Here is a 12,251-nt window from a genome sequence, read left to right as displayed (position 1 = left end):
CAAATTAAAAAATAGCGAGTAGCTAACAATAATAAATGCTCCTATAACTGAAAGTGAGGGATCATGATGGCAGATCAGGAGAGAGATATTGAAGTGCACGATTATCGCCAAAGTGCGATTATTGGCGAAGATATCCCGAACGACCCTTCGAAGTACAGAGAAGAAACAGCAGCAGAAATTGCTGCACCTGTTTCATTTGGAAGAAGAAGGGGATATGATGACTTAAGGGAAAGAGCAGAAGGTGGCTCTGGCACCGGCTTTGCTGCTTTAGCACTGTCTATTGTATCTCTGTTTGTAATGCCGATTCTTTTTGGTGCTGTAGGAATTGTTCTCGGATTTATTGCCAGACGCAAAGGGGCAGAAGGACTTGGCGCTTGGGCAATTGGAATAGGTGCTGTTTCAATTATAATCGGCATCTTTGTCCTCCCGTTTTTTTAAAACTTTCCTAATAGAATCTAGGGGCAAAAAAAGAAACCTGGGGGAAATCCCCTGGTTTCTTCATCTTTCTTTATTTTTATACTTCTTTTAATTCAGCAGCTTTTTTTTGAAAATACTCTTGTGCAACTTGATCAATTTCTTTCTTTAATTCCTCAACCATTTGGTCTTCGGGAACTTTCCGAACAATTTCTCCCTTACGGAATAATAATCCTTCTCCACGTGCACCAGCAATACCAATATCTGCTTCTCTTGCTTCACCAGGGCCATTAACAGCGCATCCTAATACAGCAATTTTAATCGGAGCTTTAATTTTTTGAATATATTCTTCCACTTCATTGGCGATGCTTATTAAATCTATTTCAATTCTCCCACATGTTGGGCATGAAATTAAAGTTGCAGCATTTGAAGAAAGTCCAAAAACCTTTAAAAGCTCTCTTGCTACCTTTACTTCCTCAACAGGATCTGCACTTAAAGAAATCCGAAGTGTGTTTCCGATTCCTTTACTGATAATTGCTCCTAAGCCTGCAGCGCTTTTAACAGTACCAGAAAATAATGTTCCAGATTCGGTTATCCCTAAATGCAATGGATAATCAAATGCCCTGGAAGCTTTATCATATGCTTCAATGGCAAGGCTAACATCGGAAGCTTTCATCGAAACGATAATATCATGAAAATCTAGGTCCTCAAGAATTTTGATATGATGTAGGGCGCTCTCAACCATTCCATCAGCAGTTGGATATCCATATTTATCTAAAATTCTTTTTTCTAGGGATCCAGCATTTACCCCAATTCGAAGCGGAATTCCGCGCTTCTTCGCTGCATTGACAACAGCTTCCACTTTTTCACGTTTACCAATATTCCCTGGGTTAATTCGAATTTTATCTGCCCCGCCTTCAATTGCTATTAGGGCTAATTTATAATCGAAATGGATATCAACTACAAGTGGTATAGTAATTCTCTTTTTAATTTCTGGAATGGCATTTGCTGCCCGTTCATCTGGACATGCAACACGGACAATTTGGCATCCCGCTTCTTCAAGTTGCTTTATTTGAGCAACTGTTGCTTCGACATCATGTGTTTTTGTTGTTGTCATACTTTGGATAAATAATTCATTACTACCGCCAATAGTTAAATTCCCAACCTTGATCGGACGGGTTTTTGTGCGGTTTATAATTTCATTCAAATTTCATTCGCCCCTTTTAAAGTGGATTCGAATATAAAAGTTATCATAAACGATACGACATTATTTTATCAGTCTATCTGTTATTTTGACAAGAAGGAGGTATTTTTTTCAAAAAATGTTTCCTATTTGGTGTAATTAGGGAATCGATATATTTTTCCGATCTGAATTTTTTCAGGGGATTGACCAGGGTTTAAAGCTTTAAAGTCACGAATCAGATCGTCAATTGGGACTGAAAGAGATTTGTTTGCATGATGTTCTACAATGGAAATGAGTGTTTCACCTGGATTTACTTTTATCTTGAAATAAGGAAGATTTGAGTCGGACTTTTCAATTGCAACGGCTTCTGCCTTTTTCGTACTGCCATTTGGCAAAGTACCGACAGTTAGATCAAAATAGACAATATATATAAAAAGAAGGGATAGTAGTACTCCAAGTAATTTTTTCAAAGGGACAAGCCTCCTGAATAGAAGTTTCTACATACCTATGCTTGTCCACAAATTGTTAGAACTACTTTTCAAGCTACATATACAAATTCTTCGAAAAACGTTCATTTATTCTTCCAAGGTCGCCTCTTTTTAACAAAAAAAAGCGAGCCACTAAGGGATCGCTCGCGCTGCTTACTATACTGTTTTTTTCGGTTTTGGTATTTCATTAATGGCTAAGAATAAAACAATAATTGCCACAACCCAATTAATTAAAAAACTGTTAGGAACGGTTGTTTTAATAGCAGCCATAATAGTGAAAAATAGCGTTGGCAATGTTTCACTATATGCAGCCATTCGCCATAATTGACGGTACGTGAGCCTTCTTCCCGCAAGGTTTTTTATTCCTAGACCTAAAAGAGCCAAAATTGAGATTTCAATAAAATTTGATGCACTGGAAAATAAATAAATAAAAATTGATATTACAGGAATAATTATCAGTTTGATTCCATTCAAAACATCGAGAAAATCTAGGATATCCCGATTGGATACCTTGATTGTATTTAGCATTGAATAGGGGTATATTTCAGTTCTTCCTCCCGTGATTAGGACGAATTCATTTTTTAGAAGAGCAAATCCATTATTTGTCTCATCTAGTTTCTTTTCTGTTATTACTCCAGTTGGATCTAAAATAATCGTAAAATTTTTTTTGTTTACAGTGATTGGAACAGATGTTTTTGCATGCAACTGCCCGTCATGAATTGAAAAAGAAGGTACTTCATCCTTAATAATTGACCTAGTCGTGTCTAGACCTGAAGAAATTGCCGTACTTAAGAAATAAACAGAGGGCAGGATTGAGAGTAGTGTAAGTAAAAAGACAAATAGAATGGTCTTTCCAATACCTTGAAAGCGAAATACGGCAATATCTTTTGGAGAATAAATACTTTTATAAAATTGTTTGAAAATGTTCATTTTAACCACCCTTAAAAAAGATTCATCCTTTTATTTTAGCTTTGAAGATCTTTATATACAAGTTGGCTTGTAATAGATATTTTCAATTGTATGTAACAGGATTTTTAAAGGTTAGAATGGAAGGAGAAATAAAGGAGGGATTCTAATGGACATTTTATATTGGGCTCTAATAATCGTATTATTTCTTGTTGCATATATCGGACTTGTATATCCCATTATCCCAAGTGTGCTATTTTTGCTAGCTGGTTTTTTATTATATGGAATTTTTTTCAGTTTTCAACCGTTTGGGTGGTTTTTTTGGCTTGTCCAGGGACTATGCGTTATTCTTTTATTTGGTGCTGATTATGTTGCGAATATAATGGGTGTTAAAAAATATGGCGGCTCTAAGGCTGGTGTGTGGGGAAGTACTATTGGAATCATTGTAGGACCATTTGTGATTCCATTCCTTGGAATCATAATCGGCCCATTTGTTGGTGCGATTATCGCAGAATTAATTATTCATAAAAGAAATCTAAGAGATAGTGTTAAAATCGGTTTCGGATCAGTTGTTGGGTTTATTAGCAGTGTGGTTACTAAAGCGATTATTCAATCGCTAATGATTATTTACTTTTTAATAGTTGTTTTATCATTTTTTAAATGATAACCGAGTTATTATATTTACTTTTATGCATAAATTGACTATCTAGAGAGAAAAGCTATGGAAAATAGTTGCGGAATTACAATTTCTGTTCAGTAACAATTTTTGGAATATCTGTAGTTGTACAATAGTATGTTGCATAAAATCTTTAAAAGGGGAAATTGTATTTATGTTAGGAAGCTTAAAACATTTTATTTGCAAACATTAACAAACTTTGTTAATCTTAAGTTACAAAACTTTAGAAACATTCTAATATCATAATGATTATAGAATAACTGAAGTTAAAAAATGGGTTTTTATAGGAGGATGTTTATAATGGCATTTGAATTACCGCAATTACCTTACGCATACGACGCACTTGAACCACATATTGATAAAGAAACGATGAATATTCATCATTCAAAGCATCATAACGCATATGTTACGAATTTGAATAACGCATTACAAGGCCAAGATGCATTGCTTTCAAAATCAGTCGAAGAAGTGATTGCAAACCTTGATGCAGTTCCAGAATCTGCTCGCACTGCTGTACGCAATAATGGTGGAGGTCATGCAAACCACTCATTATTTTGGCAAATCCTTTCTCCTAATGGTGGTGGTGAACCAACAGGTGATCTTGCAGATGCTATAAATAAAAAGTTTGGCAGTTTTGAAAGCTTTAAAGAAGAGTTTGGTAAGGCAGCTGCTACACGTTTTGGCTCTGGTTGGGCATGGCTTGCTGTTAACAATGGGGAATTAGAGGTTACTAGCACTCCTAACCAAGACTCACCAGTAATGGAAGGTAAAACACCAATTCTAGGACTTGATGTTTGGGAACATGCATATTATTTGAAGTATCAAAACCGCCGTCCTGAATATGTTACTTCCTTCTGGAATGTTGTTAATTGGGATGAAGTATCAAAACGATATAACACTGCAAAATAATTGGAAAAGTGGCTGCACCTGGAATGGGGTTTGGCGCGAATTGGCCTTAGGTGCTGGCTCTTTTGCTAGACAAATCTTACAAGACTATATAGTTTTAAAACACAGAAAAGGTAGCCTTAGGCTACCTTTTCTGTGTTTTAATGAATAAGAAAAAGTGGCTTGATAAAGACTACCCATATGTAAAAGGGGAGTCGCTATGGCTAAAAAATACAAAATACTTGGTAATATAGAAATAACGAAAGACTTATCTTTGCTGTTAGTAATAGGAGGCTTATATTCATTGAGCGTAGCTCTTTCAAATACGTTCGTGAATATTTATCTATGGAAACAATCTGGTGAATTTTCAGATTTAGCACTTTATAATTTATCAGTTGTTGTATTGCAACCGTTAACCTTTATCTTAGCTGGAAGATGGGCAAAGAAAATAGACAGGGTTATTGTGTTAAGGATTGGTGTGACATTTTTAGCACTTTTCTACTTGATGGTTTTATTCACTGGAACAAATGCTTCAAAATTTTTGTTACTGCTAGGGGGATTGCTTGGCATTGGTTATGGATTTTATTGGCTTGCCTTTAATGTTCTAACATTTGAAATAACGGAACCTGATACGAGGGATTTCTTTAATGGTTTTTTGGGAACATTAGCATCTGCTGGTGGAATGATTGGTCCGATAGCTGCTGGTCTTATTATTACTCGGCTGGAAAAATTAACTGGATATACAATTGTTTTTGGCTTATCCCTTTCTTTGTTTGCCCTTGCTGTTTTTTTGAGCTTTTCTATAAAGAAACGGCCAGCTAATGGGAAATATTGCTTTAAAAAAATCTTAGCAGAACGAAAACATAATATAAATTGGCGTCTCATAACAAATGCCCATTTTTTTCAGGGATTAAGGGAAGGGACTTTTGTATTTGTCATCTCAGTTTATGTTTTTATATCAACTGGCAGTGAGCTTGCTTTAGGGACATTTGGACTTATAAATTCTGGGATTTCGTTCATTGCTTATTATGCTGCATCACGTTTAATTAAGAAAAAGGATCGAAAGAAGGCCATCCTTTGTGGTGGGATACTCCTGTATGCCGCTATTTTTCTAATTATTAGGGATGTTACTTTTGTTAAGTTATTACTTTATGGTGCGACAATTGCTATTGCATACCCTATTTTACTCGTTCCATACATATCAACAACCTATGATGTCATTGGATCAGGATGGAATGCTGCAGAAATGAGAATTGAGTATATCGTTGTTCGAGAAATTTTCCTCAATTCTGGTCGGATTGTATCCATTTTAATTTTTTTGTCAGCAATTCTTTTATTTAATGAAGAGAAAAGTATTCCTATTTTACTTTTAATATTAGGTGCGGGTCATACCTTTATTTATTATTTTATTAGACGAATTCATTTACCTACCGAATAAAAAGCCAATATTTTAAGGGTTATTTATTTTTTTCAGTGATCCTTAAAAAATTGGAAAGGGTTCTACATAGCCAAAACTGTCTTTTTCTTATAAAATGGAGTTTATGTTAGCCCTTTAAAGGAAGTGTTTATGAACCTTGAATAATAAAAAGAAAAAAAAGAGGCATGTTCCCTTCAGATTGAATATGCTATTTTTCGTTGTATTTATCCTTTTTTCTGCACTTATTCTTAGACTTGGTGTCGTTCAAATAGTGTATGGAGATGATTTTAAGCGAGAGATTCAAAGGACGGATGATGTAACAGTTAATACTCCTGTACCGCGCGGTAAAATGTTTGATCGGAATGGAAAAATAATTGTTGATAATATTCCGTTGAATGCGATCACATATACTAAGGATCAAAATGCGGATCAAAAGGATTTGTTAAAAATTGCTGAAAAACTGGCAAAGTACATTAATATGGATACAACTAAAATTCGTGATCGTGATAAACAAGACTTTTGGATTTTGAAAAATCCAGAAAAGGCAAAGAAAAAGATTACAAAAAAGGAATGGAAATTATACGACGAGAAAAAGTTAGATGATAAACAAATTTATAAATTACAACTGAAAAGAATCACCAATAAAGAGCTAAATTCTTTTTCAAAAGATGAACTAGAAACCTTAGCTATTTTTCGTCAATTTAATAGTGGCTATGCCTTAACACCGCAAATCGTGAAAAATAAAGAAGTTACGCCTAAAGAATTTGCAGTTGTTAGTGAAAATCTTGAGAAGTTACCAGGTGTTGATACAACCACAGATTGGGAACGGTATTATGCGTTTGGAAAGACTCTTAAGACGATCTTAGGAAAAGTAACATCTTCTGAAGAAGGATTACCAAAAGACCAGTCTGAGCGTTTTCTTGCTCAGGATTATAGCAGAAATGATCGGGTAGGTAAAAGCTATATTGAAATGGAGTATGAAAATGTACTTCAGGGGCAAAAAGCAAAAGTAAAAAATGTCACTGATAAGTCTGGGAAGGTTTTATCGACTGAGGTTGTTACAGATGGGCAAAGGGGAAAAGACCTTGTCCTTACGATAGATATGGATTTGCAGCTCAAAGTGGAAAAGATCATTGAAGATGAGCTGTGGAGCGCTAAAAAGAACTCTAATTCAGCCCTATTAGATAGAGCGTTTGTTGTATTAATCGACCCTCATACTGGTGAAATTTTAACAATGGCTGGAAAGCAAATTGGGAAAAATGAAAAAACAGGAAAACCCGAAATGAACGACTTTGCAAGCGGAAATATTACCACTTCTTATAACGTTGGTTCGGCTGTAAAAGGTGCAACAGTGTTAACTGGTTATGCAACAGGCGCAATTCATCCCGGATCAACACAACTGGATGAGCCTTTATACATTAAAAACTCACAAAAAATGAAATCTTGGAAAACCTTTGGTACTATTAGTGACTTAAGAGCACTTCAAGTTTCTTCGAATGTGTATATGTGGAAAACAGTTATTGCAATGGGTGGTGGGCATTATGTACCGAATCAATCATTGCCATTAAATCCGGACAATATTGATACAATACGCCGCTCATTCAGTCAATTTGGTCTTGGCTCCTTGACAGGAATTGATCTTCCAAATGAAACAATGGGATTTAAAGGAACAGAAAGAAGTACTCCCCAGCAACTATTTCTAGGTATTGGCCAATATGATACCTATACGAATATGCAATTAGCACAATATGTCTCAACAATAGCAAATGGTGGATACCGAGTTCAACCACATATTGTTAAAGAAATTCGGGAACCAGTATTAGATAAAAATGAAATGGGACCAATTGTCCAAGAAATCGAACCGAAGATTTTGAACAAAATTAATGCTAAAGATGAATGGATCAAGCGTGTCCAAGAAGGTTTTAAAATGGTTATGCAAGTTGGAGATGGTACAGCAGTCAGCTACTTTAGAGGAGTAAATTACAATCCTGCTGGGAAAACGGGTACTGCACAGGCTTTCTATGATGGTCCTGAACGGAAGAAATTTGGTCTGATACCCCCAGAAGTGATGAATCTTAGTCTAGTAAGCTTTGCACCTTACGATCATCCAGAAGTGGCGATGGCTGTTCTCGTTCCCTGGGCTTATCAAGGAAGTACAGGTGTAAGCACAAACGATTTAATCGGTCGCAAAGTTTTGGATGCCTACTTTGATCTAAAGAAAGAAAGGGAAGCAGCTAACAAGAATACCTCTTCCTCTAATCAGAAAATAGTTTCTAATGGGTCAAATCAAACTACACACTAAGTTGAAACAAGAAGAAGGCACATGAATTTATTCATGTGCCTATCTTTTATTCAGATTTAGTTATGGTTTTTGCAATTTGGTCATAGTTCATTTTATTCGTCAGATCATAGGTACCTAATTGAACCCTTGCTTGATATTGGTGTGTAATTAAATATTGTTGAAACTCTCCTTCGTTTTCAATAATCTTATGTTCAGCAAGAAGGCTTGTAATATCACCTGAATTCATTCCAGATAAGACTTGAAGTCGATAGGATATTTCATTATTACCTTGTGGGATTGCCTGATTATTAGGCTGTACTTTTGGCTTGCTTTTCGATAGCTCAAGAGCCTTTTTAGATGGTATTTTTTTAGAAAGAGTATTACTCTTTTTTCCACGAAGCATTTTATATTCATCCGAAGTTAGAATTTTATAGCCATTTTTCTCCAACAGAATTTTAGCATCACTCGTTTTCAAATGCCTTTGTGAACCTTCTTCGAAGGAAAAATAATAACTACCTAAAATACTGACAGTGAAGATCATTCCAAGTGAAAATGCACGAATCCCTCGATTATTCATTTCTATTTCCTCGATTTGTATATTCTTTCAAAATTGCATAAACATCATCGACTGATAGTGAAGATTGAGAGGCAATTTGTTCAATTGGTTTTCCTTGTTGGGCAAGCGCCCAAACCTGATTCTTAATGATTTTGTGGATATCCTTTTGATTTTCGATATTGGGCATAACAGCAGTTGGAAAATCATCGGTTACTAAAAGTTCCTCTTCAAGTATTTTTAGCTTTTTTTTAATTTGATAGACTTCTTGGACTTGTTGTAATGTGAGTTGGTCTACTTCTTCTTTTAATTCTGTATATGGGTCCTTTTGGAAAATAGAAAAGAGTAGGAGAAGAAGAGAAAAGCCAAGAAGTACGAGCATGAGCATCTCCATGTCTGGCACCTCGAAAGTTTTAATAAAAATATTTTAACACTTTATCTGTAATTTTACTTATGTAAGGATAAAAGAAAAACATTTTTGTCGAAAAAAGTGATGTCGTAACAGAAATAGATTGTCGAAAGAGTGGAAATAGACATAGTTTACGAAGAACAAAAAATTTATTTAGTTACATAAATTAGTGTTGTTACTTGGGATAAGCAAGATCCGACAAATTGCGTTTATTGTACGTTTTTATTCTAGATGCTACCATTAAATTAGCAAATCGAAGAATAATTTAGTTATTTATGCATATATTATTTGTTTGCTATGGGAGGGTTCTATGATTGGAAAAGGGATATTGGAAGCGAAACTAGTTACACCTAAAAAAATTGATCTTTTTTGGAATACTTCTGATCTACCTCTTAAGGTCATCCAATATTATTTTAATTGTCGCCTTGAAAAGCTTTCACAGGTAATGAGAATTTATGATGTATCCCATATTATTTTCAACGGAAACAATGCCCACCATTTTTTTGAAATCGCAGTACCCTTTCATAAAGGTAATTGGACTGTAAAAGGGCTTGTTCCGAATAGAAACTATATAGTCGAAATAGGAGTTAAGATCACTGCAAACGACTTCTTCCCACTACTGAGATCTAATTCTGTTCATACCGCAATGGTGGATGGCCTAAATGATCGTGAATATACTTTTATTTCTCCATCAAATCAACAGTATGGGGATCAACAACCCGACTGGGCTGACCATGTAAGCACATATAGCTATTATAACGGATCAATATATGGAGGAAGAAAATGAGTGAGAAAGTTTTCAACCAGGTAGTGATAGATGAGAATTGGCAGACACCAGGTTTGACCATTCTTATACTTAGTTGGGAATACCCACCAAATGTCGTTGGAGGGCTTTCAAGACATGTTTCGGGCTTAGCTATTCACCTAGCGAGAATAGGGTTCAATGTACATGTGATAACAGCGGGAAATGGGGATCTTCCACAATATGAAAAGATCTATAATGTCAATGTGCACCGTGTAAAGCCTTTAAATGAGCAAGATAGTCATTTTTTCTCATGGATTGGCGGACTTAATTTGGCGATGGTTCAAAAGGCAACAGAATTGAAGTTTGATTTGATTCATGTTCATGATTGGTTGGTTGGAGTGGCTGGTATCGTGTTAAAAGAGACATTTGTGTGTCCATTATTAACGACTATTCATGCCACAGAGCATGGAAGAAATAATGGGATTCACAATGAGATACAACGTTTTATTCATCAAAAAGAACAACAATTAATGGGAGAATCTGATCAAATCATTGTATGTAGTAAATATATGAAAAGTGAGTTGATCTCGGTTTTCAAAGTACGTGAAGAAAAGATTGTCATCATCCCTAATGGAATTGAAGAGAAAAAGGCAATTATTAAATCAGAAAAAGTCTTCTCGGATTGGGAAGATAAAAAAATTATATTCTCTATTGGCAGAATTGTTGAGGAAAAAGGGTTTAAGACTATTATAAATACTGCTTCCCTTGTGAAAGAAAAAGGCTTAAATATCTTTTTTGTTATTGCTGGAAAAGGCCCAATGCTTGAACGATATCGTAATGAAGTAAACAGACGAAAATTATCTGATCACCTCGCTTTTATTGGATATATCTCGGATGAAGAAAAAAACTCCTATATTTTACAAAGTGATATAACCGTTTTTCCAAGCCTTTACGAACCGTTTGGAATTGTCGCCCTTGAATCAATGATTCTGGGTAAACCAACGATTGTCTCAAATGTAGGCGGATTAAAATCAATTATTGGACATATGGATTCAGGTTTATTAATGGCTCCTGGCGATGCGAAGAGCTTACTTGAACAAATAATCTTTCTGTTAGATAATCCGGAAAAGGCAAAAGATATTGGTTTTCAGGGTAAGAAAGTGGTTAGAGCTTTATACGGTTGGAAACGAGTTGCCTCTGAAACAAAACGAACGATTGAAGATATGCTCATCAATAACAGAATAAACAATCAAGAAATAATTGAACAAATAAAGGGTGAATATTTAAAAGGTGGTGTAATGAATGATGGAATTAATTGAACTAAAAAATAGTGATCATCGAGATATGCCTGCTCCACTTATAGAACAACTTGACTATATTCCTGGCGTCTGGATAAATGGAAATTGTTATTGGTTAAAAAATAGTAGAGAGAAAGTAATTTATGATGAAGAAGTAATTGTAAAAGTAAAACAGGAACAGATCCATTCGAAAATCCGTTTTTTTAATCTTTATGTTAGTAATCACAGCAGTAAGATAAAAGAAATGAAAGTTTTAACCATTCATCATTGCTCTCATATTTCTCCAGATCAATTTTCTTTTGTTTCTCCAGTAGAAAATGTTGTATTTCATCTAACAGATAAGAATGTTTATTTAGTTAATGGACAGAGTAATGGCGTCGGAATAGTAGAGTATTCAATACAGCCGTACCGAAAGGTTTTTACTGACCAGGTATGGAACTGCCAGGAAAAAGGGAATTTAAAATACCAACCAATGGCAAAAGGGGATCCCGCTAGTATTTTAGCGATGAAAATATTCATTAAGCCTTATGAGACAGTCAAAATTAGTACATGGAGCATAAAAGGAAAAAGCAAAAATGAATTGATTTTGCTTGATAAAGCACTTTTAGCAACTAGGAAAGGATAAATTATTATCGAAAGTTTAGGTAATCTATTTTTGCATAATTGCAACAATGCCAAGTCCTAACCTATTGTTGAGTTTTCTTTGAAAAACAGACTAGCATTTCCATTTGAAAAGTGATATTATAGAAAAGTCGTATGAACGAACTAGCTTGGAAATAGTTTGGAGGGAAATAAACATGCGTGTTAATATTACGTTAGCTTGCACCGAGTGTGGAGATCGTAACTATATTTCAACAAAAAATAAACGCAATAATCCAGATCGTCTTGAGCTTAAGAAATATTGCCCAAGAGAAAAACGCACAACAGCACATCGCGAAACAAAATAAGCAGTGGGAGGTTTCCTGCTGTTTTTTTTGTTGCGAAAAATTAGATTCA

At 35.0% G+C, this 12,251-nt stretch carries 14 protein-coding genes; 9 read left to right on the top strand and 5 right to left on the bottom strand.

Annotated features, from left to right (window positions below; translation table 11 throughout):
- Positions 1-66: 66 nt before the first annotated feature.
- Positions 67-438 carry a DUF4190 domain-containing protein gene (locus RCG20_RS05305; protein ID WP_308183201.1) on the top strand — a complete coding sequence of 124 codons (372 nt, stop codon included), beginning with the start codon at positions 67-69 and terminating at the stop codon, positions 436-438.
- Between the two features lie 76 nt (positions 439-514).
- Here the strand turns inward: RCG20_RS05305 and ispG are convergent, their stop codons facing one another.
- The 3 genes from ispG to RCG20_RS05290 all read right to left on the bottom strand — a co-directional run bounded on the left by ispG (position 515) and on the right by RCG20_RS05290 (position 3,015).
- Positions 515-1,612 carry a flavodoxin-dependent (E)-4-hydroxy-3-methylbut-2-enyl-diphosphate synthase gene (ispG, locus tag RCG20_RS05300; protein WP_308184293.1) on the bottom strand — a complete coding sequence of 366 codons (1,098 nt, stop codon included), beginning with the start codon at positions 1,610-1,612 and terminating at the stop codon, positions 515-517.
- A gap of 131 nt (positions 1,613-1,743) precedes the next feature.
- Complete coding sequence (locus tag RCG20_RS05295; protein ID WP_308183200.1) at positions 1,744-2,067, bottom strand: hypothetical protein; 324 nt, start codon at positions 2,065-2,067, stop codon at positions 1,744-1,746.
- A 174-nt stretch (positions 2,068-2,241) separates the two neighbouring features.
- Complete coding sequence (locus RCG20_RS05290) at positions 2,242-3,015, bottom strand: DUF1189 domain-containing protein (protein WP_308183199.1); 774 nt, start codon at positions 3,013-3,015, stop codon at positions 2,242-2,244.
- 145 nt (positions 3,016-3,160) lie between these two features.
- Here RCG20_RS05290 and RCG20_RS05285 point away from each other — a divergent pair, with 145 nt between their 5' ends.
- The 4 genes from RCG20_RS05285 (at position 3,161) to RCG20_RS05270 (ending at position 8,271) form a co-directional block, all read left to right on the top strand.
- Positions 3,161-3,655, top strand: coding sequence for a DUF456 domain-containing protein (locus tag RCG20_RS05285; protein WP_308183198.1), 495 nt, complete (start codon positions 3,161-3,163; stop codon positions 3,653-3,655).
- A gap of 312 nt (positions 3,656-3,967) precedes the next feature.
- Entirely contained in the window at positions 3,968-4,576 is a 609-nt protein-coding gene (locus RCG20_RS05280; protein WP_308183197.1) for a superoxide dismutase, read from the top strand.
- A 196-nt stretch (positions 4,577-4,772) separates the two neighbouring features.
- On the top strand, positions 4,773-5,990 hold the full coding sequence (locus RCG20_RS05275; protein WP_308183196.1) for an MFS transporter: 1,218 nt from the start codon (positions 4,773-4,775) through the stop codon (positions 5,988-5,990).
- 184 nt (positions 5,991-6,174) lie between these two features.
- A complete protein-coding gene (locus RCG20_RS05270) occupies positions 6,175-8,271 on the top strand; it encodes a peptidoglycan D,D-transpeptidase FtsI family protein (protein ID WP_374120529.1) in 2,097 nt (698 codons plus the stop codon).
- Positions 8,272-8,317: 46 nt separating this feature from the next.
- Here RCG20_RS05270 and RCG20_RS05265 read toward each other — a convergent pair whose 3' ends face one another.
- Positions 8,318-8,827 (bottom strand): MltG/YceG/YrrL family protein, encoded by a 510-nt coding sequence (locus RCG20_RS05265; RefSeq protein WP_308183194.1) that lies wholly within the window; start codon positions 8,825-8,827, stop codon positions 8,318-8,320.
- Positions 8,820-9,197 (bottom strand): hypothetical protein, encoded by a 378-nt coding sequence (locus RCG20_RS05260; RefSeq protein WP_308183193.1) that lies wholly within the window; start codon positions 9,195-9,197, stop codon positions 8,820-8,822. Before RCG20_RS05260 ends, RCG20_RS05265 begins: the two co-directional genes overlap by 8 nt.
- A 325-nt stretch (positions 9,198-9,522) precedes the next feature.
- On the opposite strand from RCG20_RS05260, the gene RCG20_RS05255 reads away from it, so the two are divergent.
- From RCG20_RS05255 to rpmG, 4 genes are all read left to right on the top strand, one after another.
- Positions 9,523-9,999, top strand: a complete 477-nt coding sequence (locus RCG20_RS05255) for a DUF4912 domain-containing protein (protein WP_308183192.1) — start codon at positions 9,523-9,525, stop codon at positions 9,997-9,999.
- Positions 9,996-11,276 (top strand): glycosyltransferase family 4 protein, encoded by a 1,281-nt coding sequence (locus tag RCG20_RS05250; protein WP_308183191.1) that lies wholly within the window; start codon positions 9,996-9,998, stop codon positions 11,274-11,276. The genes RCG20_RS05255 and RCG20_RS05250 overlap by 4 nt, the downstream gene beginning before the upstream one ends.
- Positions 11,260-11,880 carry a hypothetical protein gene (locus RCG20_RS05245; RefSeq protein ID WP_308183190.1) on the top strand — a complete coding sequence of 207 codons (621 nt, stop codon included), beginning with the start codon at positions 11,260-11,262 and terminating at the stop codon, positions 11,878-11,880. The genes RCG20_RS05250 and RCG20_RS05245 overlap by 17 nt, the downstream gene beginning before the upstream one ends.
- Before the next feature lie 172 nt (positions 11,881-12,052).
- Positions 12,053-12,202 carry a 50S ribosomal protein L33 gene (gene rpmG / locus RCG20_RS05240; RefSeq protein WP_015594975.1) on the top strand — a complete coding sequence of 50 codons (150 nt, stop codon included), beginning with the start codon at positions 12,053-12,055 and terminating at the stop codon, positions 12,200-12,202.
- Positions 12,203-12,251: the final 49 nt, after the last annotated feature.

Source organism: Neobacillus sp. PS3-40, assembly GCF_030915485.1.
GTDB lineage: Bacteria > Bacillota > Bacilli > Bacillales > Cytobacillaceae > JAUZPL01.
Note: the sequence above shows the minus strand (reverse complement) of the source record. Positions and strands in the feature narration are given on the sequence as shown.